This window comes from Aeribacillus sp. FSL K6-1305, assembly GCF_038050115.1.
Lineage (GTDB): Bacteria > Bacillota > Bacilli > Bacillales > Aeribacillaceae > Aeribacillus > Aeribacillus composti.
In genome coordinates, this window is the sequence record NZ_JBBOQV010000001.1 from 361,139 (window position 1) to 384,182 (window position 23,044).

33 protein-coding genes and 1 pseudogene are annotated in these 23,044 nt (G+C 38.0%); 32 read left to right on the plus strand and 2 right to left on the minus strand.

Annotated elements, in window-relative coordinates:
• Positions 1–6 precede the first annotated feature (6 nt).
• The 12 genes and pseudogenes from NST97_RS01640 (at position 7) to NST97_RS01695 (ending at position 5,843) form a co-directional block, all read left to right on the plus strand.
• Entirely contained in the window at positions 7–219 is a 213-nt protein-coding gene (locus tag NST97_RS01640) for a hypothetical protein (protein ID WP_144597903.1), read from the plus strand.
• A gap of 12 nt (positions 220–231) precedes the next feature.
• A complete protein-coding gene (locus NST97_RS01645; RefSeq protein WP_144597905.1) occupies positions 232–492 on the plus strand; it encodes a hypothetical protein in 261 nt (86 codons plus the stop codon).
• On the plus strand, positions 492–680 hold the full coding sequence (locus NST97_RS01650) for a hypothetical protein (RefSeq protein ID WP_144597907.1): 189 nt from the start codon (positions 492–494) through the stop codon (positions 678–680). Before NST97_RS01645 ends, NST97_RS01650 begins: the two co-directional genes overlap by 1 nt.
• A complete protein-coding gene (locus tag NST97_RS01655) occupies positions 677–841 on the plus strand; it encodes a hypothetical protein (RefSeq protein ID WP_341342830.1) in 165 nt (54 codons plus the stop codon). Before NST97_RS01650 ends, NST97_RS01655 begins: the two co-directional genes overlap by 4 nt.
• Positions 842–1,013: 172 nt before the next feature.
• On the plus strand, positions 1,014–1,193 hold the full coding sequence (locus NST97_RS01660; protein WP_341342831.1) for a YqaI family protein: 180 nt from the start codon (positions 1,014–1,016) through the stop codon (positions 1,191–1,193).
• 83 nt (positions 1,194–1,276) lie between these two features.
• A pseudogene (locus tag NST97_RS01665) lies at positions 1,277–2,522 on the plus strand (SNF2-related protein).
• Positions 2,515–2,703, plus strand: coding sequence for a hypothetical protein (locus NST97_RS01670; protein ID WP_341342832.1), 189 nt, complete (start codon positions 2,515–2,517; stop codon positions 2,701–2,703). The pseudogene NST97_RS01665 and the gene NST97_RS01670 overlap by 8 nt, the downstream one beginning before the upstream one ends.
• Positions 2,696–3,013, plus strand: a complete 318-nt coding sequence (locus NST97_RS01675) for a hypothetical protein (protein ID WP_341342833.1) — start codon at positions 2,696–2,698, stop codon at positions 3,011–3,013. Before NST97_RS01670 ends, NST97_RS01675 begins: the two co-directional genes overlap by 8 nt.
• Position 3,014: 1 nt before the next feature.
• Positions 3,015–3,299 (plus strand): VRR-NUC domain-containing protein, encoded by a 285-nt coding sequence (locus NST97_RS01680; RefSeq protein WP_341342834.1) that lies wholly within the window; start codon positions 3,015–3,017, stop codon positions 3,297–3,299.
• Between the two features lie 36 nt (positions 3,300–3,335).
• Positions 3,336–5,126, plus strand: a complete 1,791-nt coding sequence (locus NST97_RS01685; RefSeq protein ID WP_341342835.1) for an AAA family ATPase — start codon at positions 3,336–3,338, stop codon at positions 5,124–5,126.
• 28 nt (positions 5,127–5,154) lie between these two features.
• Positions 5,155–5,355 carry a hypothetical protein gene (locus NST97_RS01690; protein ID WP_341342836.1) on the plus strand — a complete coding sequence of 67 codons (201 nt, stop codon included), beginning with the start codon at positions 5,155–5,157 and terminating at the stop codon, positions 5,353–5,355.
• A 5-nt stretch (positions 5,356–5,360) separates the two neighbouring features.
• Positions 5,361–5,843, plus strand: a complete 483-nt coding sequence (locus tag NST97_RS01695) for a DUF669 domain-containing protein (RefSeq protein ID WP_341342837.1) — start codon at positions 5,361–5,363, stop codon at positions 5,841–5,843.
• 57 nt (positions 5,844–5,900) lie between these two features.
• Here NST97_RS01695 and NST97_RS01700 read toward each other — a convergent pair whose 3' ends face one another.
• Positions 5,901–6,611 carry a hypothetical protein gene (locus NST97_RS01700; protein ID WP_341342838.1) on the minus strand — a complete coding sequence of 237 codons (711 nt, stop codon included), beginning with the start codon at positions 6,609–6,611 and terminating at the stop codon, positions 5,901–5,903.
• Between the two features lie 91 nt (positions 6,612–6,702).
• Here NST97_RS01700 and NST97_RS01705 point away from each other — a divergent pair, with 91 nt between their 5' ends.
• Entirely contained in the window at positions 6,703–8,388 is a 1,686-nt protein-coding gene (locus NST97_RS01705; protein WP_341342839.1) for a hypothetical protein, read from the plus strand.
• On the opposite strand, the gene NST97_RS01710 is transcribed toward NST97_RS01705, so the two are convergent.
• A complete protein-coding gene (locus tag NST97_RS01710) occupies positions 8,372–9,163 on the minus strand; it encodes a hypothetical protein (RefSeq protein WP_341342840.1) in 792 nt (263 codons plus the stop codon). The two genes, NST97_RS01705 and NST97_RS01710, sit on opposite strands and share 17 nt — an antisense overlap.
• 76 nt (positions 9,164–9,239) lie before the next feature.
• Between NST97_RS01710 and NST97_RS01715 the strand changes: the two genes are divergently transcribed.
• The 19 genes from NST97_RS01715 (at position 9,240) to NST97_RS01805 (ending at position 23,021) form a co-directional block, all read left to right on the plus strand.
• The gene (locus NST97_RS01715) at positions 9,240–11,108 is read left to right on the plus strand and encodes a DNA primase family protein (RefSeq protein WP_341343164.1); all 1,869 of its coding nucleotides are present in this window, start codon (positions 9,240–9,242) and stop codon (positions 11,106–11,108) included.
• A 519-nt stretch (positions 11,109–11,627) separates the two neighbouring features.
• Positions 11,628–12,029: a DUF1492 domain-containing protein gene (locus NST97_RS01720; RefSeq protein WP_341342841.1), complete on the plus strand. Its 402-nt coding sequence runs from the start codon at positions 11,628–11,630 to the stop codon at positions 12,027–12,029.
• A gap of 256 nt (positions 12,030–12,285) precedes the next feature.
• Positions 12,286–12,762 (plus strand): hypothetical protein, encoded by a 477-nt coding sequence (locus tag NST97_RS01725; RefSeq protein ID WP_341342842.1) that lies wholly within the window; start codon positions 12,286–12,288, stop codon positions 12,760–12,762.
• Positions 12,763–12,880: 118 nt separating this feature from the next.
• A complete protein-coding gene (locus tag NST97_RS01730; RefSeq protein ID WP_341342843.1) occupies positions 12,881–13,243 on the plus strand; it encodes a DUF2513 domain-containing protein in 363 nt (120 codons plus the stop codon).
• A gap of 112 nt (positions 13,244–13,355) precedes the next feature.
• Positions 13,356–13,829, plus strand: coding sequence for a helix-turn-helix domain-containing protein (locus NST97_RS01735; RefSeq protein ID WP_341342844.1), 474 nt, complete (start codon positions 13,356–13,358; stop codon positions 13,827–13,829).
• Complete coding sequence (terL, locus tag NST97_RS01740; protein ID WP_341342845.1) at positions 13,822–15,228, plus strand: phage terminase large subunit; 1,407 nt, start codon at positions 13,822–13,824, stop codon at positions 15,226–15,228. The genes NST97_RS01735 and terL overlap by 8 nt, the downstream gene beginning before the upstream one ends.
• Complete coding sequence (locus NST97_RS01745) at positions 15,229–16,581, plus strand: phage portal protein (RefSeq protein ID WP_341342846.1); 1,353 nt, start codon at positions 15,229–15,231, stop codon at positions 16,579–16,581. It abuts the gene before it with no gap.
• Positions 16,565–18,034, plus strand: a complete 1,470-nt coding sequence (locus tag NST97_RS01750; protein WP_341342847.1) for a minor capsid protein — start codon at positions 16,565–16,567, stop codon at positions 18,032–18,034. Before NST97_RS01745 ends, NST97_RS01750 begins: the two co-directional genes overlap by 17 nt.
• Positions 18,021–18,209, plus strand: a complete 189-nt coding sequence (locus NST97_RS01755) for a hypothetical protein (RefSeq protein WP_041820884.1) — start codon at positions 18,021–18,023, stop codon at positions 18,207–18,209. Before NST97_RS01750 ends, NST97_RS01755 begins: the two co-directional genes overlap by 14 nt.
• 161 nt (positions 18,210–18,370) lie before the next feature.
• Positions 18,371–19,078, plus strand: coding sequence for a DUF4355 domain-containing protein (locus NST97_RS01760; RefSeq protein WP_341342848.1), 708 nt, complete (start codon positions 18,371–18,373; stop codon positions 19,076–19,078).
• Between the two features lie 16 nt (positions 19,079–19,094).
• Positions 19,095–20,084, plus strand: a complete 990-nt coding sequence (locus tag NST97_RS01765; RefSeq protein ID WP_311066942.1) for a coat protein — start codon at positions 19,095–19,097, stop codon at positions 20,082–20,084.
• Between the two features lie 16 nt (positions 20,085–20,100).
• Positions 20,101–20,472 (plus strand): hypothetical protein, encoded by a 372-nt coding sequence (locus tag NST97_RS01770; RefSeq protein ID WP_311066943.1) that lies wholly within the window; start codon positions 20,101–20,103, stop codon positions 20,470–20,472.
• Positions 20,472–20,714, plus strand: coding sequence for a hypothetical protein (locus tag NST97_RS01775; RefSeq protein ID WP_311066944.1), 243 nt, complete (start codon positions 20,472–20,474; stop codon positions 20,712–20,714). The genes NST97_RS01770 and NST97_RS01775 overlap by 1 nt, the downstream gene beginning before the upstream one ends.
• A gap of 12 nt (positions 20,715–20,726) precedes the next feature.
• Positions 20,727–21,050: a phage head-tail connector protein gene (locus NST97_RS01780; RefSeq protein ID WP_311066945.1), complete on the plus strand. Its 324-nt coding sequence runs from the start codon at positions 20,727–20,729 to the stop codon at positions 21,048–21,050.
• Between the two features lie 2 nt (positions 21,051–21,052).
• Positions 21,053–21,355 carry a hypothetical protein gene (locus NST97_RS01785; RefSeq protein ID WP_341342849.1) on the plus strand — a complete coding sequence of 101 codons (303 nt, stop codon included), beginning with the start codon at positions 21,053–21,055 and terminating at the stop codon, positions 21,353–21,355.
• Entirely contained in the window at positions 21,352–21,729 is a 378-nt protein-coding gene (locus NST97_RS01790; RefSeq protein WP_010899652.1) for a hypothetical protein, read from the plus strand. Before NST97_RS01785 ends, NST97_RS01790 begins: the two co-directional genes overlap by 4 nt.
• A gap of 5 nt (positions 21,730–21,734) precedes the next feature.
• Complete coding sequence (locus NST97_RS01795; protein ID WP_311066947.1) at positions 21,735–22,145, plus strand: DUF5072 family protein; 411 nt, start codon at positions 21,735–21,737, stop codon at positions 22,143–22,145.
• A gap of 14 nt (positions 22,146–22,159) precedes the next feature.
• Positions 22,160–22,690: a phage major tail protein, TP901-1 family gene (locus NST97_RS01800; RefSeq protein WP_311066948.1), complete on the plus strand. Its 531-nt coding sequence runs from the start codon at positions 22,160–22,162 to the stop codon at positions 22,688–22,690.
• 28 nt (positions 22,691–22,718) lie between these two features.
• Positions 22,719–23,021, plus strand: a complete 303-nt coding sequence (locus NST97_RS01805; protein WP_010899649.1) for a hypothetical protein — start codon at positions 22,719–22,721, stop codon at positions 23,019–23,021.
• Positions 23,022–23,044 lie beyond the last annotated feature (23 nt).

Consider the following 23,044-nt stretch of genomic DNA (forward strand, 5'->3'; position numbering starts at 1 on the left):
ATCCAAATGACATTCGGTGAAATGCTAGCTTGGACCAATCGGTTCAAAGAGATTTTGAGACAAGAGCCGAGCCACTGGCGAGACGTACGCCTAGCAAATCTCATGACGGATTTGGAGCAAGCATACGGAATACCGTCTTTGCGAAACGAATCGTTTGAAACAGCAAACCCGTTCGTGATGCAGCTTTATCGAGCGGTGTCAGAAGCACGGAGTATTTGAGGAGGTGAAAAAATGAAAACCGTATACGTGGATACTGCAGCTGAAAACGAAGCTTTGAGTGTGGCGCTCAACGTCATCTCAAACCAATACCCAGAATCAACGCTAGAAATCGTCGACCAAGAGACCAATTATCCTCTCACAAGATTCCAAGTATTAGCAAAAAATGGCTCATATAGTATTGTGGATTTGTTTGTTGTCGACCTTATCCATTTTGGTGAGAATGGCAAAGTCAAGCTTTATGTTGCGGTTATTTTGAGAAAGGGTAATGAGTGATGGCGGATTTCGATTGTCAAGAAAGAACAGAAGAAGAATGGGCTGAAATGGTTAGTGATTTACTTCTCAAAAACAAACAGTATGAAACAGCAATCAAAGAAGCACTGGAACTGATGGAATACGGTGGTCCTGGGACAAGGTCAAAAGTGAAATATGTATTAGAGCAAGCATTGGAGGGAGACAAATGAGTGTATGCTTTTCAGCCAGCCGTCTGATGAAAGTTTCTGAGGTTCGTAGATTATGTCAGGAAATGAGAGAGAATCCGGCATTGTTGCTAGCTGCAGAACTTAAAGCGAAAGAGGAAATTTACAAACGTTTTTTGCAGAAAGAAAAAACGGCCAGTGCCTAACACTAGCCATTTAACCAAAAGCCACGATTTTATTGTACTACATGTCCAAAGACAGGTCTAGTGCCTGTCGTCATGGCTGGGATCAAACAGGTTCTCCCCCGACCGTCACGTTTGTTCCTGGTCATGACGATGTGCACTAGCACATCAGTATGTGAGGAAAGGGGTGAGGTATATGGCACGTGTGGAGAACAGCTCATCAAAAAGTTCTCACTGGGGAATTGACGCTTGCGGAGATGAGATTTTTCACGGTGACACTATTTTCGAATTTCCAAACGGTGACGTTGTGTTGTTGGAAAACCTGCCGGAATACCTTATTAAATTTCTCGGCGTAAAAGAGACGACTGCTAAATAAAAACGCCTCACTTGGCAGAGTGAGACGACTCAAAAAATCATTATTCAACCGTCATTATAACACACAAAAGGCAGGTGATGCACATGAACGAGGTAAAGCTATTTCCGCACCAAGAAAGAGTTTTAAATGAAACTTATGAATACAATCGGGTAGCTTATTACCTCGATATGTAGCATGGGTCTTGGGAAAACATTCGTCGGTTCGGAAAAAATGTGGGAACTAAACGCACCTTACAATTTAGTAGTTTGCCAGAAATCAAAAATACAAGATTGGGTCAAGCATTTTAAAACATTTTACGATTATCACGTTGTTGTTTATGACCAACAACCAATTAATAACATTCCGGAAAATAGCGTTTTAATCATTAATTATGACAAAGTTTGGCGCCGGCCACAGCTGCGACAATTAAAAAACTTCACCCTCATGTTGGATGAAAGCAGCATGATAAAAAACGAAAATTCCAACCGGTCAAAATTCATTCTGCAGCTTCAGCCGGACAACGTCATATTACTTTCCGGTACCCCTACCGGAGGGAAGTATGAAGAATTATGGTCACAACTTCATTTATTGGGTTGGTCCATAGACAAGAAAACCTTTTACAAACATTACATTGTCCAAGAATGGGATAACTTAAACCAACGATTTAAAATCACCGGTTATAAAAACGTGGACAGGCTAAAGCGAAAACTGCGGCATCATGGGGCAGTGTTTATGAAAACGGATGAGGTCTTTGATTTGCCAGCCATTAATGAGATACCTGTAAAAATACCGAGCACGAAACAGTATAACGAATTTAAAAAACATCACATCGTTGAAGTGAATGGGGAAGAGTTGCTCGGCGATACACCGGCAGCTAAAAAGCTTTATTTACGTCAATTGGCCGGGGTTTATAACGAGAATAAACTGCAGTACGTAAAAGACCTAATCGACAGCACGAATGACCGAATCATTATTTTCTATAACTTCAAGAAAGAATACGAAATGCTTAAATCATTAACGGATAAACCAATAAGCACGGTTAATGGTGACTTAAAAGACTTGAGTAATTACGAAAAGTATGAAAATAGTGTTACTTTAATCCAATACCAAGCCGGAGCAATGGGGTTGAATCTTCAGAAGGCTAACAAGATTGTGTATTTTACTTTGACTGATAAATCAGAGATGTTCGAGCAATCGAAAAAGAGGATCCACAGGATCGGACAGGATAAACCATGTTTTTACTATTACTTGCTAACGGAAGGATCCATTGAATGGCGAATGCTCGAGGTGCTGAAAGAGCGAAAAGACTATACAGACGCTTTGTTTGAGAAGGAGGACAGTAATGCTTGAACAAATAACCTTTCGCACTCAAGACGTTGAAATATTCATTGAACATGTAACCGGTGATTGGGTGGTCGAAGTTTATTCCAATGAAACTTACAAATTGATTGAAAAAGCAATTGCACCAACAATTAGTAAAGCGATTGAATTGGTCAACAAATCGTATCTAGGGGGCGTTTTAAATGAGTAATGAAATTCAAGTTTTCGAAAATAAATACATGGCTGTTATGGAAAACATTGCTTTACTGGAGAAACAAGTAAAGGATCTGCAAGATAAACAAAAAGCTTTAAAAGCTGATTTGGAAAAAGCAATGGATGAGTATGACATCAAGAGTATAGATAATGATTATTTAAAAATTACTCGAGTAGCAGCTAGTTCTTCCACATCCATAGATCTTAAAAAACTTCAAGAAAAAGAGCCAGCACTTTATGATGAACTGCTCGAGGATTATCCGAAAGTTACAACTAGAAAAGCATATGTAAAAATCACGGTGAAATGACATGAGGGAAAATGCTTTTCAGAAAAAAGTAACTGATTTTCTTAAAACACAAAATGTATGGTTCCTGAAGTATTGGGCAGGTGCTTATTATACCAAGCAAGGCGTACCGGATATCTTAGCCTGTATCAACGGTAAGTTTCACGGTATCGAGCTTAAAACTGATACTGGAAATCCTACCAAATTACAACTATATAACATTCGAAAAATCAAAGAAGCAGGTGGCGAGGCTTATATTTTAAGACCGAAAGACTTTGAAACCTGGAAAGCGAAGTGGTTCAATGGCTGAAAAACAAGAGTATGCAATTTATAAAGGTGAAAAATTATGACCCAATATAGTTACAGCCGAGTAACACTTTTTAATGACTGTCCGTTTCATTATAAATTACGTTACATTGATAAGCTGACTGAAATACCTAAGTTAGATGCAGACAATCCCTTAATAATTGGCTCAGCACTTCATAAAGGAATCGAAACAGATGTTAAAACAGCATTGGATGAGTACTTTAATTCATTCCCGGTATTAACGAATGACATCATCCATGAAGCTATCAAACTTGAAATATTAATACCGAAAGTTAAAAACTTCCTAGAAGAAAATTTTGAGAATTGTGAGCTTATTCATGAATACAAACTAGATTTTCCTAATTATGTCGGTTACGTAGACTTAATCATTAAAGCTCCGGATGATACATGCATGGTAATGGATTTTAAGTACTCGAACAATATTGGAAATTATTTGGAAGGTGGTCAGCTGCATATTTACAAAGACTTCTTAGAACAAGATGGCTTCAAAGTTAAAAGGTTGGCTTATCTATTTATTCCAAAAGTCAATATTAAGCAAAAAGAAAATGAAGATCTATTCCATTATCGGAAACGAATTATTGCAGCAGTTGAAGAATCAGAAGTCAAATTTATTCCGATCCAATTTGATGAAATGGAAACAATCTATTTTTTGAACAACATTAAGAAAATCGAATCTACTAAAGATTTTTCAGCAAAAAATGTCAGCGGTAATTGCTTTTCTTGCAACCCAAGATTTGCACCAAACTATTTAGAAATTATTACGAATGAGGAAGGAGAATTTGAAATGGTTTTACCGAAAAATGAACGTAGGGAAAGAAAAATTGATACTAAACCGGACTTTTGGATTTATGGAGATTCCTATGTAGGTAAATCAACATTTGTGGATCAATTAGAAAATGTGATGATGCTTAACACAGATGGTAACACAGATAACACTACTGCTCCAGTAATTCCAATAAAAGACGAGGTTACAAAAGAGGGACGCCGTACAATTCGAAAGTTAGCCTGGGAAACATTTTTAGATGTAATTAGTGCACTTGAAACGGAAGAAAATGATTTTGAAGCCGTTGCAATTGATTTGATTGAGGATTTAAAAGAACATTGCCGATATTACGTTTTTGAAAAGAACGGATGGGAACACGAATCTGATGGTTCCTATGGTAAAGGTTGGTCGAAAGTCACAACAGAATGGCAAAAAGCCATTAAACGCTTAAAATCTTTAGGTTATCAATTAATCTATATTTCCAAAGAAAAAGTAGAAGAAATCACTTTAAAAGGTGGGGCGAAAAGAACTGTATTTAAACCAAACATTGATGATAAATTTGCAAATTTCCTAACGGGGACAGTCGATTTAACAATGCGTGCCTTTATTAATTCTGACGGGGAACGATTATTGCAGTTAGGAAAAAAAGCAAACGTATTTGGTGGAGGTCGTTTTAATTTCCAAGTAGATGAATGTCCATTAAATATGGAAGAATTCATTGCTGAATTAAAAGCGGCACAGGAAGGTAAAGTCACGAAGACCAAAACAAAACGTCAACGTTTGGAACAGGATGAAGAAGTGCAAGAAGAAACAACTAAACGTAGACGTAGAAAAGCGGATGAGGATCCAGAAGAAAATGACAACGTTGAAAATGTCGATGTGGATGAAGCTACCCAAGATGAAGAAAAACCAAAACGTGAAAGAAAACGCCGTGAGCGTAAAGTGACTGACGACGAAACGCCGCCAGGAGAAGAAGAAACTGCTGGTGATGATCAGGAAGAAGAAAAGCCTAAGCGTACACGCAGACGGAGAACACGGACTGCTTAAATAAAAAATATTTTGGAGGTAATAAAAAATGGCTAAATATGAATTAAATACGAAAGAGCAGCATTTTGCTACTACTCGTAAAGAAGCTGAATCCATTGTTGAAGAAGCGAAAGAAGATAAGCACTTAACTTCTTGGAAAATCAGTGAAAAACATAATAAATACGGTCAATATTTTGTAGTTGATTTGACATTTACCTATAACACACCAAAAGAAATCATGGAGGTTTAATAACTATGGCATTCGATTGGGAAAAGTTTGATAAAGAAGTAGATTTAGAGTCACTGCAAAAAGATGTCGAAGAAGTAGAAAAAAACGGTGGAACCGGGAATTTTGATCCGGTTCCCGATGGAGAGTATGAAGTTGCTGTCGAAAAAATGGAGCTTATTCAATCTAAAAAAGGTGATCCGATGCTTTCCATTTGGTTCAAAATCATTGCTGGGGAATATGAAAACCAAAAGATTTTTTACAACGGTGTTATGCAGCCGCAGAATGAACGAGCCTTTGGATTTCAAGTGCATCGGAATAACGAAATGCTTCGCGCTCTTTGGGATTGCGAAAAGGATGATGTGAAATTCACTGGATTTAAAGACTATGCGAATTTGATACTTGATATTCACGAAGACATTGATGGAAAATTTGAATATCTATTAGAAAAGAAAACAGATAAAAACGGTTTTGATCAATTTAAGATTTTGGAAGTGTATGAAATCGAATAATTGAATACAGGGAGCTGTAATGCTCCCTTTAATAGTTAATTTATCTAGGTGAACCGTTTATAATAACTTATCTTTATCTAAATGAATATTAAGTAAAAAGCATTTCCCAAGAATAATTAACACTTTTAAATAATATTCAAATTCCTTACGTTCTGAAAAGTCCACGGTTACAGATAAAGGAGGTTCTAAATCTTCCCAATATCTTAAATTGAAGATAATTTTCGGATTATCCTCAAATATATATTCTAATTTAAAACTACATTCATCTGTGTACAAGTATATTTTAGAGGAAGATAAAAATATCACTATATTAGATTCTATTAGAGATACAAATGCATTTACCAAATCATAGTAGACTTGAATTTCTAGAATATCAGGACATTTATAATGGTGTTCCATTTTATTTCTTAAACGATTAAGTCTAGCGAGAGAAGATGATTCAATGATACCAATTCCTTTTATAAAGTCTAATTTTTTTTCAAACTTTAGATTATTATCTTTTACTACATGATACAAGTTCAATTGATATAGAAATACATCAAGTTGACAATCTACAGCCCTTTTTAAATGAGAAACACAATTAAGAATATGCAGCTTATCATTTTTATTATTGGTTAAACGATCTAGTTCTATTTTTGCAAATTTTAAATAGTCATTTGGATATAAATCAAAATTTGGAGATTTGTAGTTCTTCCCACAAACAGAATCATATTCTAATAAGTCCATGCTCTTTAGCAAGAAGTTTTTTAAAGTCTCTATTTTATCCATATATATATACTCCTAACTTAAATGTTTCTTTTAATAGCATAATGGATTATCAACAATATGTAAAAATGTATTTAAAAGGGAATGGTGTTACATGCTCTTTTATGACTTTGAGGTTTTTAAGTTCGACTGGTTAGTTGTCATCATCGATACTGAAACTAAGCAAGAACATGTTTTTGTTAATAATGAACAAGCATTAATTGACTTTTACAACGAACATAAAAAGGACATTTGGGTAGGATACAATAGTAGACATTATGACCAATATATTTTAAAAGCCATTGTTTGCGGATTCAGCCCACAAGAAATAACCGAATGGATTATTAAAAATCATAAGCCAGGTTGGAAATTTTATAAGGATTTTTGGAAGATCCAGTTATACAACTACGATGTCATGACCGACAAAAATAAGTCACTCAAACAACTAGAAGGTTTTATGGGTCATAACATTAAAGAATCTGATGTTTCATTTGATATAGATCGTAAGCTAACAGATTCAGAGGTTCAAGAAGTCATTAAATATTGCCGACATGATGTTCAAGAAACTATGCATATTTTCATGCAGAACATTGAGGAGTTTCAATCACATATCGAGTTATTAAAAATGTTCAAGTTGCCAATGAAATACATCTCCAAGACAAAAGCGCAGCTGGCAGCGGTTATTTTAGAAGCTAAGAAACCAAAAATTTCACGTAAGGATGAATTTGATTTTACGTTTCCTCCAACTATGGCCATTCAAAAATATACAGTAGTCCTGGAGTTTTATAAGAATAATCGAGATTATAACAAAGTATTAGAAATTGATGTGGCAGGTGTACCGCATACATTTGCTTGGGGTGGTCTTCATGGTGCTAGAAACAATTATGTTGACACTGGTTTTTTTATCAATATAGATGTAGCTTCTTATTATCCGGCATTAATGATTGAATATGAATACTTAAGTCGCAATGTTAAGGACCCTAATAAATTCCGTGAAATACGGGATAGACGATTAAAATACAAAGCTGCAAAAGATAAACGACAAGCACCACTTAAGATTGTTATTAATTCAACGTATGGTGCTATGAAAGATAAATTTAATGATTTGTATGATCCACTTATGGCCAACAATGTTTGTATTGGTGGACAAGTATTATTGCTAGACTTGATTGAGAAGCTGGAACCGTATTGTCAGCTTATCCAGTCTAATACTGATGGATTATTAATTAAATTATATAACGAAGATGACTTTGATCTGATCGATGATATTTGTTGGGAATGGGAACAACGTACACGAATGGAACTTGAATTTGAAACATTCGTGAAAGTCATTCAGAAAGATGTAAACAATTATATTTTAGTTAGGGATGACGGGACCTATAAAAGCAAGGGTGCTTATGTAAAAAAACAAAATAAATTGGATTATGATTTACCAATTGTTAATGAAGCGTTAATTAATTATTTCGTGAGAGGTATTGACCCGGAAGAAACCATTTTTAAATGTGATGAATTAATTAAATTTCAAAAGATCGTCAAAATCAGTAGTAAATATGATTATGCATTGTATGGAAGAAAACGAATGAAAGAGCGTGTGTTTCGAGTGTTTGCCAGTGTTGATGAAAATGATAAAACGTTGCAAAAAGTAAAAAATGGTAGAGTTGAAAAAATAGCATATGTTCCAGAACGTTGTTTTATTGAAAATGGGGATGTAACAAAAAAAGAGATACCAAGCAAGTTAGATTACTGGTGGTATCTCGATTTAGCGACTAAGCGAATAAATGATTTTATTGGGGATGATTAAACCAAATCTCTATATTATGTCTTAAAGGCTCTGCTAAATGCCAAAAATACTCTATATTTGACCCTATAATTATTATTAAAATAATGAGAATAAAAGTGATCGAATCTTTTAGGCTATATACCTCATGTATTTTTCGTTTAGTTACCATCGAGACAATGAAGTAAAAAATAAGGCCAAGAGTAACTAAGACACGGCACATTACACTAAAAGTGGTTAACATCGAATCATAATATAGATTCCAAATAAACTTAATGTTGTAAATTAGAGAGTCCAATAAGCTTTTGAAAGATTCGAAATGCAATGCTGGTACTTGATCAATAACCTCTATTACTGATTTGGGAATGAATGAAAGAATAAAAATAATAATAATGTATGTAATTTTATGAACTGCCCATTGAAATTTAGCTTTTCTATTCTCAAAAGGGACGGTAGTATCCTTGTAAACATTGATACTTAGAATTAATAAACAAATCAAAGAAATAAACTTATAAATTAAGGAATAAATACTTAACAAAATGCTAGATACCAATAAACCAACACCGACACTAAAAGCAACATTTTCAAAACCATAATTTCTATAGTTCTGAGGAGGATTATTTATAGTGGTAGAGGTGCTTATTGTTGTGGAGTTATCAATATAAATGTTATCTCCACTAACATTTTCTTGTTGGATTAATGCAGAAGATTTTGGTTTAATAAAGTCCTTAGTAATTTGAAAAATTGTAAAAATTGCAGCTATTGTAGTGATAATAGTACTTACTAAACTAATTTCCAATGTAACCTACACATCCTTTTAATTAAACTTTTAATTAATAATAGTAATATTTTACCACAGAAAGTAGGTGAATAACATTTATAAAGGTTATTTAAAAGGAAACGGAAAACGTGCTGCAACAAGATTTAAAGATGATGCAAAACTATTAAGTTATCACACGGCCAGAAAATACGATTCATTTGTAGGTGTCTTGGATGATGAATACATTATGGTAGATGTAGACGACATTGAAGAAGCTGAAATTTTACTCGATATTGTTGAAGATAAGGATATTCAATGTTCAGTATTAGAAACGGATAACGGCATGCACTTTTATTTTAAAGGTTATGATTTAACCGCAAATAAAATCAAATGGTATTCCAACATTGGTATTTTGGCTGATTATAAATTGGGTATTAAAAATACAACAGATCCTTTAAAGATAAATGGTGTTACAAGAAAATGGATACGGAAAGTCAAAGAACATGAAGCATTGCCAATTTGGCTATATCCATATTCAAAAAAGAATCCGGGACTGATGAATTTGGGTGAAGGCGATGGACGCAATGACAAGCTTTTCACTTATATTCTGAAAATGCAATCCCAAGGAATGGCCAAAAAAGACATCAAAGAAACAATATCCATTATTAACAAATATATTTTGGAAGAACCCGTGAGTGACCGAGAATTAAACACGATTCTACGTGATGAAGCATTTTTAAAAGAATCGTTTTTCATAAAAAACAGTTTCCAACATGAAAAATTCGGTGATTTTTTGATCAACGAACATCACATTTGTAAAATCACCAATGTGTTGCATATTTATAAAGACGGCGTTTATTCGGATAATCAACTAGACATTGAAGCGGCCATGATAAAACACATACCGAATTTAAAACGAATGCAAAGACAGGAAACGTTGGCATACTTACAATTAAAAGCACCGGAAAAACAATTTGCTCCAGTGAAATACGTTGTAGTTAAAAATGGTGTTTTTAACTTAGACACATGGCAACTTGAAGATTTTAGCTCGGAGATCATCACACGAAATAAAATACCGGTTGCTTACATTCCAAACGCTTATTATGAAGTAACGGACAAAACATTAGATAAAATAGCACGTCATGATAAAAAAGTGCGTGCAATTTTAGAAGAAATCTTTGGGTATGTATTGTTCCGTCGAAATGAATTTGGCGCCATATTCGTACTAACCGGCGATGGATCCAACGGTAAATCATCATACTTGAAAATGATTCGAAAATTAGTAGGTTCAGAAAATACATCATCACTCGATTTAAAAGAACTTGATCAACGATTCAAAACGGCCGAATTGTTCGGGAAATTGGTTAATATCGGTGATGATATTGATAAAGCATACATTAAAAGTACATCCGTACTTAAAAAATTGGCTACAGGGGAATCATTAAACGTTGAGAGGAAAGGAAAAGATCCATTTGATTTTACGAACTATGCAAAATTGATATTTTCAGCAAATGAAATGCCACGAATCAATGATTATACAGATGGTCTCGCTAGACGTTTGCAAATTGTACCGTTCAAAGCAAAGTTTAGTCCAGATGATCCAGACTATGATCCATTTATCACCGATAAATTGTTATCTGAAGAATCCATGCAATATGTATTAGTATTAGCGCTAAATGCATTGAACCGGCTGCTTAAAAATAAAAAATTCACTCAATCTAAAGCAGTTGAAAAAGAACTTCGAAAATACCAGGAAGAAAATAATCCAGTTATTAGTTTTATGAACAATGAAAATGTAGAACTTGATCGTGCAGTAGTTGCTGATGTGTATATGCAGTACAAACTTTATTGTAGTGAAAATGGATACCAAGCAGTGAGCAATATTAGCTTTAGCAAAACTATTAAACGGTTGTATGGTTTTGAAACCAAAGTGCAAAAAGTAGATGGTAAGAGTAAGAGATTGTTTGTTAGAGAAATTGAGTGACCAAAATTACATTTAAAAATATCGGTTTTTTGACTATTGAAAATCGCTCAAATCCACGTCTTCCAAGGGTTTAACGAGAGTAATAATGGTCAAAGTGTAGTGACCAATTTTTTGCTCAATGTGTTTTTGAAACCTTTGATATGACTGACTTTTAAAAATTGGTTTGACCGTTTTTTGGTCACAAAATCACTCATTTTTGTGACCATTTTTAATAAAAATCATCAAAAAAATAGGTCAAATGCGTAACCTGTAACCGAATGCGTAACCGTTAAAAATATTGATATATCAAGTGTTTTAGCACTTTGGTTACAGGTTACAGATAAAATCAACTTCTTTTAAAAAATATATATTTATATATTTATAAATATTTTCTCTTATATAAAGAAAAATGGGGGGTAAATGCGTAACCAAATACCTAGTTAGGGTATAATAAACCCAATAGTATCAAGGGTTCAGAGCGGTTACAGTTTTTTATAAATTGCGTAACCAATGTGTAACCGAAAAGGCAGGTGTTTTCACTTGTATGAATGGCTAAAAGAGTATCAAAGATTAGAAGATGAGATTGCTTTCTTAGAATTTAATTTAGAGCAAACTGAGCGAGAATTAAAAAGATGGGTTGAAGGTGATCTTGCAAAAATTAAACTGCAGCATGATTCAGACGGTGCTAAAGTTGAGGAAAACATTGAAAAGATTAAACGTGAATTAGAGATTAAAAGAGAACAAAAATTAAAATTAGTTCGGTTAATAGAAACGTTTAAAGGATTAGATCATAAAATCTTAAAGATGAAGTACGTTGACGGCATGACGTTAGAAAATATTGCTTACGATTTAGGATATAGTCCTAGTTACATTTATAAAAAACATGCTGAAATTGTTAAGAGGATTAAGTTTGCAGAATTACTTTCACAAAACTTACCGTAAGTTCTGTCCATGTTTTCTATTGAAAAAATGAATTATTCTTATAGCATAGAATTCTATCTAAAAGGACATCGTTCATTTCGCAATGGTAGCTTTTTACAACCCACAGGCAACAAAAAAATAACGAAAAGGAGTTGAAAAGACTCCCTTGAAAATATCGTACAAGCTGTCTGTGGGTTGTTGAATTTTGTCGAACGAAAGATGTAGGAAAATAGTTTCCTTTTGTCGAATTGAGTAGACGAAAGGAGTAGAATTAAAGATGCTATTGTTTTCATTGCCGATTTATAGAGTGAGTCCTCTAGAGTGGGAAGAAGAATTTGAGCGTAATGCTAAAAAACAACTAGAGGGATTATACGATAATGAAGAGCATTATAGACGAGCGCTGCAAAGAATAAGAGAAAGAGAGTATTATCATTATAAGTATAATGATATAGTAGCTTGGCTTGAGCTTTATTTAGATTTCACGAAGATAAAAGGGCGGACATTTTACGGAGACAAGCAAAAGTATCGGAGAGGCACTCAAGTGAAATTTGTTAATAATGGGAAAGCGGCAGGTATCGAGGTAACAGTCCCTGGCAGAGATAATGAAGATATATATAAAGAATTAATTGATAGCGTAATGGAATATAAAGATTATGCATTTAAAAACAGATATATTGAAATTAGTTCTCTGTTAAAAATAGGAAGGTTTATTGATTATCAAGCGATTTATCAGGAGCAGTTGAGATCAAGGTAATAGCATCCTTTTCGAGTGTCTTTTTATTTTAGAGGGAAAACAATGTAATTTAGGAGAAAAGTAGCAGGAAAATGCCTCCTTTTGTCGAATGTGTTCGGCGGGAGGAGGTGGTGGAAAGATGAAAAGAGATATGGAGTTGATTAGAAAATTATTGTTTTTAATCGAAGAACATGATGATCCACATAAAGAACTAAAAATACCATCCGATATTGATAAACAAGTTGCAGTTTATCATTTAAAATTGTTAGAACAAGCTGGTTATACAGAAAACAATATTAAATATGCTGGTAATCAGCCATTATGGATATATAGTTCTTTAACATGGGATGGTCATGAATTTTTAGATTCAGTAAAAAATGACACTGTATGGGAAAAGGTCAAAGAGGGAATTAAATCAAAAGGGCTTGAATTAGGTCAAGTTTCATTTAGCGTTTTAATAGATTTTGTAAAGTTTAAGCTGAAAGAGAAATTAGGAATATAAAAATATTAATACTTTGAAACAAAATATGGATAACCGAAAGATTGCATCTCATTCGAGGTGCTTTTTCTTTTGCAAAACAAACATAATTACGGAGGTGGGGGAGTGATGTAAGATGGCTAAAGGGAAGTATCAGGAATGGCTAACTCAAGAGAATTTAACACTCCTAGAGGGATGGGCAAGAGATGGGCTGACAGATGAACAGATTGCACATAATATGGGCATCAAAAGACAAACACTCTATGATTGGAAAAAGAAATATCCTGACATTTCTGACGCCTTAAAAAGAGGAAAAGAGGTTGTTGATCGCGAAGTTGAAAATGTTTTGCTGAAAAGGGCACTCGGCTACGAATACGAAGAAGTTAAAACGTACATTGAAGAATCGGACGGTAAGAAAAAGAAACGTGTTGAAAAAACGGTTAAGCACGTTCCTGGCGATGTGACGGCTCAAATATTCTGGCTCAAAAACCGGAAGCCGGAAGTTTGGCGAGATAAAAAAGAAACCGAACTTTCCGGGGGCGTCAATCTTCACAATCCGTTTGCTGATCTAACGACGGAAGAATTGAAGAAGTTGGTCGAAGATGGATAAACGAGAACGAATAAGGCTAGGGGCAAAAATTGAACTCGCAAGACGCGAGTTTTTTTATTTTTGCCATGCCTTGGCACCGGACTTTTACCGGCCGGAGAGAAATTTCCTTGTTAAATTGTGTAACAGCATGCAGCAGTTTTATTTTAGTGAGGATGACGTCCTGGTGATCAACATTCCACCGCGGCATGGTAAGTCGCGGACTGCCGGGCTATTCGCTCAGTGGGTTTTTGGTAAGAATCGACATGAAAAAATTATGACTGGTTCCTATAACGAGACGCTTTCCACCGTTTTTTCAAAACAGGTCAGAAATTCGATTCAGGAAGTAAAGGCTCATGAAGGGAAAATCGTTTATTCGGACATTTTTCCTGGAGTTCGGATAAAACATGGCGATGCGGCCATGAACCTGTGGAGCCTGGAAGGCGGTTTTAACAATTACCTGGCCACAAGCCCGACCGGGACAGCGACTGGGTTCGGTGCAAGCCTTATTATCATTGACGACTTGATAAAAAATGCCGAGGAAGCCTTTAATGCGGATGTTTTGGAGAAACATTGGTCCTGGTTCGTGAACACCATGCTCTCTCGGCTGGAAACCGGCGGAAAAATCATTATCATTATGACGCGTTGGCATTCGGACGATCTGGCCGGTAGAGCTTTACGTGAATTGCCGGAATTGGGCTATTCGGTGAAGCACATCAAAATGAAGGCGATCCAGGACGACGGCTCTATGCTGTGTGATGAAATATTAACGCGGAAGGAATATGAACAAAAAACAAGCGCCATGAGTCCTGAAGTGGCCAGTGCAAACTATCAGCAAGAACCGATCGATATCAAAGGCCGATTGTATTCGCGGTTTAAAACGTATGATGAATTGCCATCAAATGTGGTCAGGATTGCGTCCTATACCGACACTGCCGATACCGGTGGCGATTATTTGGCGTCCTTCATTTATGCGGAAACAAAGGACAAAGAAGCCTATATTCTGGATGCCATTTATACAAAAGAGCCGATGGAAGTGACCGAGCCTTTGCTGGCTCAAAAACTGTATGAACATAAAGTGAACCTGGCCAGGATTGAATCGAATAATGGCGGCCGGGGCTTTGGTCGAAGTGTCCAGCGTATCCTAAAAGAAAAATATGGCACCAATCGGACGAGCTTTGATTTTTTCTACCAAAGCAAAAACAAAGAGGCGAGGATCCTCTCAAATGCTACCTGGGTGATGGAACATATCTATTTTCCTGCCAATTGGCGGCATAGATGGCCGGAACTTTACCAGGCCTTAACGACCTACCAAAGAGAAGGAAAAAACGCATATGACGACGCACCGGATGCTCTGACTGGCGTGGCTGAATCGGTTCAAGATTATACGACCGTTAAGCTGTTTAAAGGAGGGCTGTTTTAAGTGGATATTTTCATCATGGATCCGAATGAAGAACTAACGAGCGAAAAATTAAAGGATTTCCTGGACCGTCATGCGGCGAGACTTCCTCGCTACGAGCGATTGATGAATATGTACATGGGTAAACATCCGATTTTGTATGAAAAAGAAAAAGAGCTAGGAAAACCGAACAACCGTTTAGTGGTCAATTTTGCAAAATACATTGTTGACACGCTGAATGGTTATTTTATTGGCATTCCGGTCAAAACCATTCATGAAAATAAAGAAGTGGCGGCCAAAATGAAAGAAATTGCTAAACGAAACAGTCAAAACGATAATAACGCTGAGCTCTCGAAGATGTGTTCAATTTATGGTCATGCCTATGAATTTCTTTATCAGGATGAAAATGCTCATACTAGGGTGACCTATGTGGATCCGCGTGAGGCGTTTGTGATCTACGACAATACGGTTGCCCAGGAACCGTTATACGGCGTTCGTGTGCTGAAAGACGATGAAGAGCGGCCTTATGGGACGATTTATTCGCGTTATGATGAACGCGATTTTTTTATGTCCGATGATGGCGAACTTGTGATTGAAGAAAAAGGCCAGGAGCATTTTTTCGGCGATGTTCCTTTAATTGAATATGTCGAAAATAACGAGCGTCAGTCGGCCTTTGAAAATGTGGAGACACTTATCAACGCCTACAATAAGGCGATATCAGAAAAAGCGAACGATGTTGATTATTTTGCCGACGCCTACTTGGCCATCCTGGGTGCTGAATTAGACGAGGAAACGATAAAGCAAATCCGGGATAATCGCGTGATCAATCTGAAATCCGGAGACGGTCAAAAAATCGTACTGGAGTTCCTGGACAAACCGAACGCGGACACTACTCAGGAGAATTTGATTGAAAGGCTGGAGAGGCTTATTTTTCAGATTTCGATGGTGGCCAATATATCCGACGAAAAGTTCGGCACTTCGTCCGGGATTGCATTGAAATACAAACTCCAGCCGATGGAAAACATCGCTCTAATAAAAGAGCGGAAATTCAACAATGGCATGATCCGGCGTTTTAAAATGATGTTCAATATTCCGACGAACTTTGGCGTGGATCCGGACGAATATCTGAACATCGAATATGTTTTTACGCGGAACATTCCAAACAACATTTTGGAAGAAGCGGAAACGGCGGAAAAATTGGCCGGAATTACTTCAAGACAGACACAGCTATCCGTTCTGTCTGTTGTCGATAACGTCCAGAATGAATTGGACCGAATCCAAAAAGAGAAGGAAGGGGAAGAAATCAATTCCTTTAATCGCGCCATGAATTCGCCTTTTTTCGGAAGCGGTGAGTTAGACGATGGCCAGGAAGAATAGAGAATATTGGATCGGTCGTCACCAGCAATGGCTTAACCGTCAGGACAATAAAGACGAAAAAGCCACTCGAAAACTAAAAAAGGAATACGACCGAATCGCCAGGGAATTAGAAAAAGAAATAGCCGATTATTTTCAGCGTTACGGTAGAGACAATGTTATTGAATTCCGGGTCATGATGCAGGAGCTGTCTGAAGAGGACCGGGAATTGTTATTTCAAAATATGGACGCCTTTGCTGAAAAATATCCGGAGTTTGCTCACTTGTTGCCGGTCCGGGAAAGCATTTACCAGTTGAATCGCCTTCAAGGATTGCATTATTCTACCATGCTGAAATTGCTGGAATTGGGGGCGATTGAAAACCGGGAATTGGAGCGTCACTTGAGAGAAACCTATGGCTATCATTATGAACAAATGATGCGTGAACTTGGTCTTGGTCATCGTTTCCTGGCCATGAATGAAGCGATTATACGAGACACCATTTATTCTGGCTGGATAAATGATGAGAATTTCTCGGATCGTATTTGGAACAACAAAGAAAAACTGTTGAACCATCTGCAAACTCGCTATCGTGATGCTTTAGCGAGGGGGGATAACTATGAAAAGTTAATTAAAGAAGTCCGGGAGCGTTTTGGTGTCAGCTATTATGATGCTAGGCGGCTTGTTTGGACTGAAGCGGCTTTTATCTTGAATCAGGCTCATCTCCATGCTTATAAAAACGCTGGTGTGGAAGAATACGAGCTGGTGGCAATTATCGACCGTAAAACGTCGGATATTTGTCGTAGGATGCATGGAAAAGTCTTTCGGTTCGATGAATTGGAAGTGGGCGTCAATTTTCCACCATTCCATCCGCATTGCCGGACGACCTTCATTGGTGTTTTGGAACCGCGGACCATTGATCCGAAGCGTTTTGAATCTCCAGATGAAGTCAGAGAGTGGCTTGGTAAAGATGATCTGAATTGGATTAAGGGATTATCAGCGGATGAAAATGAAGCTATTCGGGAATATACTGGTACTGCTTATCAAAAAATAAACGGTTATCTTCGTGGTAAACGTCCGGGCAGTGAACGGGTCAAAGAACAAATAAAGCACATAGACGAAGCTATAAGGAAATTTGAGTTAAAAGATGGTATAATGGTGTATAGAAATGTGGGCAGAGACGCACTTCCTTCAAGCTCGGAACGCTTGAAAGACCTGGAAGGAACAATTTATAAAGATGACGGTTATATGAGCACCAGCGTTCTGCGTGAAGGAGCTTTTTCGTCTTATGATGTCATGTTTGAAATAACTGTTCCGGGTGGAAAGGGTCGAGGGGCTTATATCAATGAAATAAGCCTTTTCAAAGATGAAGAATACGAATTTTTAATAAAACGCGGTGCTTCGTTCCGAATAACTGAGGTTGTCGAAGAAGGACGAATGACCGTTATACGAATGGAGATGATTGATGATGTTGAGTAAAGAGGATCAAGAATTTTTGCGTCGCCTTAATGCTGAAACGGATGCTAGGCTGAAAGCGAAAGGCGTTGACCTTGAAAAAGTCAGAAGAGAATACTCTCGCGAAGATAAATTCACGACGAAAAAAGGAGATTTTAAAATTATCGATCCTGAAACTGGGAAGGTTATTTTTCAATAAAAGCACCGACTAATTAAAAAAGTAGTTGGGTGCTTTTTTTTATATACTTTTTTGTTAACACAGCTATAAAGGCTGTGCTTTTTTGTGCCCAAAACTTGCTCAAGGCGTTAAAAGGTGCAAGGAATAACCGTCAAACAAGACGTAAAAAAGGGGAGTTTGGAATGACAATTTTTATGAATGAAATCGACGAGAAGAAAGACCCTTTGCTTAAATTGGATCTTCAATTTTTCGCACAGGATGATAATCCTGGAGATGACGATCCTGGTTACGAGGGGCATGATGACGAAAATCCTGGAACTGAACCGGGACCGCATTCCGGTGAAGACGACGATAATACAAATAAAAAGCCAAACAAAAAGGAAAAACTTTTTACCCAGGAAGAGGTCAATCGGATTGTAAAAGAACGTTTGGCACGTGCCTTAAAGGATAAAGAGGAGGCAATCAAAGAAGCGGAAAAACTCGCGAAAATGAACGCTGAACAAAAACGGGAGTACGAACTGGAAAAGTTACGCCGAGAAAATGAACAGCTGAAAAAGGCACAGCTGCGGTACGAATTGGGAAGGGAAGCCACAAAAATGCTAGGCGAGGCCGGAATCATGGCCGACGATGATGTTCTTTCCTTCGTAGTCCGCGATGATGCTGAACAAACACAAGAAGCGGTGAAAACTTTCATTTCGCTTGTCGACAAACTTGCGGATATGAGAATGAAGGAAAAACTGAAAGGGCGACCACCTAAAAAGGACGGTCAGCAGGGTGGTTTTAAAAATCCGTTTAGCAAAGAGCATTTCAACTTAACCGAACAAGGACGTTTACTCAGAACCGATCCAGAGCTTTACAAACGTCTAAAAGCTCAAGCGAAAAATCAATGATGAAGGGTGATGTGAAGTGACTACTCGTCTACAGGATATTATTCAACCGGAAATTTTCACTGAATATGTTGTCCAAAGAACGACGGAAAAATCGGCACTGGTTCAAAGTGGCATCATTGAACGAAACGCTGAATTTGATGCTTTGGCCAGTGGTCCGAATACGCTGGTTAATATGCCTTTCTGGAACGATTTAACGGGCGATTCCGAGGTTATTCGTGATGAAGGGAACCTAACTGCTGGAAAAATCACGTCTGGTAAAGACGTAGCTCGCAAGCAAGGACGAGCTCGTATGTGGGGTGCAAGTGGTTTATCTGCATTGCTTTCTGGTGACGATCCAATGCGAGCAATCGCAGATTTGGTGGCCGATTACTGGATCCGTCAGGACCAGAAAATGCTTTTAGCGACATTGGAAGGCATTTTCAATTCTGATAGCATGGCCGATAAGGTTTTGGACATCACTGGTGAGCCTGGTTCTGACGCGTTGCTTGATGGCGATAGCTTTATTGATGCTGGCCAGCTCATGGGTGATGCGAAAGACCTTTTAACAGGCGTGATGATGCATTCTGCTGTAGAAGCGTATCTTGCAAAACGTCAGTTAATTGAATACGTTCAAGAAGCCGATCAAACCGACCGAATTCCTTATTTCATGAACAAACGTGTTATCGTCGATGATGCCATGCCTTATGACACTCAAACAAAAGAAGGGGTTATTTACCTCTTTGGTACCGGTGCGATTGCATCTGGCGTTGGCTCTCATCCAAACATTTTACCGACAGAGGTTGATAGAAACAGTCAATCTTCTAGCGGTGAAGATTTCTTAATTAACCGTCGTATCCAGATTTTGCATCCTCGCGGTGTGAAATGGACGGAGAATAATGTTGCCGATGTATTCCCAACAAATGAAGAATTGGCCGATGGTTCAAACTGGGAGCGTGTTTATGAGCCAAAAGCGATCCGTATCGTGAAGTTCAAATTTAAAACTGAGTTAGACGTGGATGGTGCATAAGAAAGGGGGGTTCGCTTTGGCTGAAGTTTTACAAACACCGGATGGGAAGTCCGTTTCGGATAAAAATCCACTGCCGGTAAAAATAATCGGTGGTGATGCAGGTGGTGGATCGAGTATGCGATTTATTTTTGGCACGAGCGATCCCACTTCAAACGATGGCCAGCCTGGTGATGTCTTTTTGAATACTAGCACCGGGGATATTTTCAGCAATGTCAACGGAACCTGGCAAAAACAAGGAAATTTAAGAGGCCCACAAGGACCTGAAGGACCTCAAGGGCCAGAGGGTCCTGAAGGTCCACCAGGGTTTGGCACAGAGGAACAATACAATGAAATCATTTCGCGGCTGGAAGCTCTCGAAGGTGAAGTGTTTGGTGGAGGTGATAGTTAATGCGGAAATTCGTTGTAATTAAAGATTTTAAAGACCTAAAGGATAATGGCTATATCTATCGGGCTGGCGATTTTTATCCGCGTGAAGGCATCGAATTGGATGAGGAGCGTGCTGAAGAATTGGCCAGCGACAAAAACCGAAGAAAAGAGCCTTTAATTGTTGAAGTTCTGGTTAAAGAGGAAAAACAAGAAGAAAAGAAAACGACGGAAAAGCCGACGTCCAAAACAAAAGCAAAAAAATAAAGCGGTGATAATATGTTGGAGCGTTTAAAGGTCCGAATTCCGGACATTGACGAAACGCTGGCGGAAGAATTAATCAAAACAGCCACCGACCGGATCCTTTTGCGTATCGGTTTGCGGCAGGAATCTTTACCGGATGAATTGGAATCGATCGGCGTGGAAATTGTCACCGCTATGTATAATCGCCATCAAATGAACCATGAAGGCGTAACTGAAGAAAAAGTTGACGTCTTTTCCATCCGGTTCATTGATGATCTGTTGCGGCCATATGAAGCGGAATTGATGGAATATCGGGAAATGCTGAAAGACGACGAAGATAGAAAGGTCCGGTTTCTATGAGGATGAAGCCGGTCCATTTTTTTGCTTTGGAAGTAGTCGGCCGCGATGATCTAAACAATCCAATCTATGAACCGGTTCCTATTGGTTCGTATAAAGGGGTTTTAACTCAATGGTCGCTGGAAGAAATTGCGGTTATGGATCGTGAAGTTTTAGAAACGCATCAGAAACTATTAACAGACGCACCGCGTTCTGTCCTGGAGCGTGCTGAACGCGTCGAAATAGAAGGCGTTTCCTATGCCATCACCGATTTAAAAAAGGATTTCCGTCGGTGGCGTCTTTGCCATGTAAAGGCTGATGATCCATGAGAATTCACTATGAATGGATGGGCGTTGAATCTCTTGCTAGGGCTTTAAAGCGTAAAAGCGAAACTGATTTCAAAAAGGTAGAACAAAAAAACATTCTTGAATTGCGGAATCGAGCTGTTCGGTCGACGGATCCGTCTAAGGGTGGAACTCCAAAAGACACCGGTGAATTGCGGTTGAGTGCGACAGTGAATCCGGCTGGCGATACATTTGGTTATACCAAGGATTACGCACCGCATGTGGAATTCGGCCACAGGCTTGTTCGTGGTGGCCGGACGATTGGTTATGTTCCGGGTCAATATTATTTGCGGACAAACGTCAACATCCAACAGCCGATTTTCCGTCAAGATTTACTTGAAGAACTGAGGAAGAAGTGAGTTAAATGCTAAGAAAACTTTCGCTTTTGGACCTTCACAAACCGATCCAGGATCGGATCCATGAAGGAACTGATCTGAAATGCCTGGATGATATTCCGCGGACTGAAAAGCCACCGTTTACCTTTTTGGAATTTATTAATTCTCGGCCGCGGAATACAAAAACGATGTTTGTCCATGAATACCAGGTTCATGTTCATATTATTTCTCCACCTGGTAGCAGTGTTCCTCATTACCGGAACATCCAGGCGGTGGATGAAGCCTTGACGGAGTATATTCGTCTGCCAGAAGGATACGAGCTCTGGGGTCAAGTGGAAAGCGGCCTTGTTTCAAATTACATCGAACCACAAACAAAGGAACATCATGCAGTGCTGGGGTTCCTGTTCCGGGTTTCTTATGGTTTTAAAGTTAAGATTTAAGGAGTGTGATAGCGATGGCTTTTGAAAACAATCTTTATTGCGATTTTTCCGGGACAGCGACAAAAGCTGTAGCTGGAAAGGATATTTTATTGGCGGTATTTAATAGCACTGGTGATAAATTGCTGGCTGTTGCTGGTCAGCAAGGTTTAACGATCAACCGTTCCAAAGACTCCATTGAGGTCACTTCCAAAGATACAAAGGGCGGGTGGAAGGCCAAAATCGGCGGCATGAAGGAATGGTCCATCGATAATGATGGTCTTTATGTTGCTGATGATGAATCTCACAAAGCTCTGTCAAAAGCATTTCATGATGATGAGTTCGTTTGCCTAAAGGTCGTTAATCAAAAGACAAAACAAGCACTATTTGGCGGTATTGCGATTGTGACGGATTATCCAATCGAGGCACCGTTTGATGATGCGGTTACCTATTCGATTAGCCTGGAAGGAAACGGGCCTTTGGTTGATTTGTCTGATCAAGAAGGCGGCATGATGCCTGGTGACAGCGAAAATGGAGACGGTGGAAATGGTGAACCAGCTGGGGCTTAAAAATTTTTAAAAAGGAGAATGATGGTGCATGTTTGAAGTCGATGGCGATGTATTAGAACTTCGTTTTAATCTGCAAAAAATAAAAAACCTTGAAAACTTGTATAAAATCTCTTTGATGTCTGAATTGAGCCAAAGCAAGGGGATCCTTTCCTTTCACTTGATGGAAGGGCTGTTTAGTGTTGGCTTGTACAACGTCACTCAAGAACAGCCAGTTCGCGGTAAAAAAGCACAGGAAATTTTCGAGAAATTACTTGAGGAGCATGGCTATGGCGATTTAAATGCGGTTATTGTTTCTAAACTGCAAGAAGACCTGGGTTTTTTATTCCGTTAGAGCTGGTCGAATATGAATATTTT

What these genes read in the sequence shown, in the direction of transcription:
- NST97_RS01640 (WP_144597903.1), top strand. Translation starts at nt 7, where the DNA reads ATGACATTCGGTGAAATGCTAGCTTGGACCAATCGGTTCAAAGAGATT.
- NST97_RS01645 (WP_144597905.1), top strand. Translation starts at nt 232, where the DNA reads ATGAAAACCGTATACGTGGATACTGCAGCTGAAAACGAAGCTTTGAGT.
- NST97_RS01650 (WP_144597907.1), top strand. Translation starts at nt 492, where the DNA reads ATGGCGGATTTCGATTGTCAAGAAAGAACAGAAGAAGAATGGGCTGAA.
- NST97_RS01655 (WP_341342830.1), top strand. Translation starts at nt 677, where the DNA reads ATGAGTGTATGCTTTTCAGCCAGCCGTCTGATGAAAGTTTCTGAGGTT.
- NST97_RS01660 (WP_341342831.1), top strand. Translation starts at nt 1,014, where the DNA reads ATGGCACGTGTGGAGAACAGCTCATCAAAAAGTTCTCACTGGGGAATT.
- NST97_RS01670 (WP_341342832.1), top strand. Translation starts at nt 2,515, where the DNA reads ATGCTTGAACAAATAACCTTTCGCACTCAAGACGTTGAAATATTCATT.
- NST97_RS01675 (WP_341342833.1), top strand. Translation starts at nt 2,696, where the DNA reads ATGAGTAATGAAATTCAAGTTTTCGAAAATAAATACATGGCTGTTATG.
- NST97_RS01680 (WP_341342834.1), top strand. Translation starts at nt 3,015, where the DNA reads ATGAGGGAAAATGCTTTTCAGAAAAAAGTAACTGATTTTCTTAAAACA.
- NST97_RS01685 (WP_341342835.1), top strand. Translation starts at nt 3,336, where the DNA reads ATGACCCAATATAGTTACAGCCGAGTAACACTTTTTAATGACTGTCCG.
- NST97_RS01690 (WP_341342836.1), top strand. Translation starts at nt 5,155, where the DNA reads ATGGCTAAATATGAATTAAATACGAAAGAGCAGCATTTTGCTACTACT.
- NST97_RS01695 (WP_341342837.1), top strand. Translation starts at nt 5,361, where the DNA reads ATGGCATTCGATTGGGAAAAGTTTGATAAAGAAGTAGATTTAGAGTCA.
- NST97_RS01700 (WP_341342838.1), bottom strand. Translation starts at nt 6,611, where the DNA reads ATGGATAAAATAGAGACTTTAAAAAACTTCTTGCTAAAGAGCATGGAC.
- NST97_RS01705 (WP_341342839.1), top strand. Translation starts at nt 6,703, where the DNA reads ATGCTCTTTTATGACTTTGAGGTTTTTAAGTTCGACTGGTTAGTTGTC.
- NST97_RS01725 (WP_341342842.1), top strand. Translation starts at nt 12,286, where the DNA reads ATGCTATTGTTTTCATTGCCGATTTATAGAGTGAGTCCTCTAGAGTGG.
- NST97_RS01730 (WP_341342843.1), top strand. Translation starts at nt 12,881, where the DNA reads ATGAAAAGAGATATGGAGTTGATTAGAAAATTATTGTTTTTAATCGAA.
- NST97_RS01735 (WP_341342844.1), top strand. Translation starts at nt 13,356, where the DNA reads ATGGCTAAAGGGAAGTATCAGGAATGGCTAACTCAAGAGAATTTAACA.
- terL (WP_341342845.1), top strand. Translation starts at nt 13,822, where the DNA reads ATGGATAAACGAGAACGAATAAGGCTAGGGGCAAAAATTGAACTCGCA.
- NST97_RS01750 (WP_341342847.1), top strand. Translation starts at nt 16,565, where the DNA reads ATGGCCAGGAAGAATAGAGAATATTGGATCGGTCGTCACCAGCAATGG.
- NST97_RS01755 (WP_041820884.1), top strand. Translation starts at nt 18,021, where the DNA reads ATGATGTTGAGTAAAGAGGATCAAGAATTTTTGCGTCGCCTTAATGCT.
- NST97_RS01760 (WP_341342848.1), top strand. Translation starts at nt 18,371, where the DNA reads ATGACAATTTTTATGAATGAAATCGACGAGAAGAAAGACCCTTTGCTT.
- NST97_RS01775 (WP_311066944.1), top strand. Translation starts at nt 20,472, where the DNA reads ATGCGGAAATTCGTTGTAATTAAAGATTTTAAAGACCTAAAGGATAAT.
- NST97_RS01780 (WP_311066945.1), top strand. Translation starts at nt 20,727, where the DNA reads ATGTTGGAGCGTTTAAAGGTCCGAATTCCGGACATTGACGAAACGCTG.
- NST97_RS01785 (WP_341342849.1), top strand. Translation starts at nt 21,053, where the DNA reads ATGAAGCCGGTCCATTTTTTTGCTTTGGAAGTAGTCGGCCGCGATGAT.
- NST97_RS01790 (WP_010899652.1), top strand. Translation starts at nt 21,352, where the DNA reads ATGAGAATTCACTATGAATGGATGGGCGTTGAATCTCTTGCTAGGGCT.
- NST97_RS01795 (WP_311066947.1), top strand. Translation starts at nt 21,735, where the DNA reads ATGCTAAGAAAACTTTCGCTTTTGGACCTTCACAAACCGATCCAGGAT.
- NST97_RS01800 (WP_311066948.1), top strand. Translation starts at nt 22,160, where the DNA reads ATGGCTTTTGAAAACAATCTTTATTGCGATTTTTCCGGGACAGCGACA.
- NST97_RS01805 (WP_010899649.1), top strand. Translation starts at nt 22,719, where the DNA reads ATGTTTGAAGTCGATGGCGATGTATTAGAACTTCGTTTTAATCTGCAA.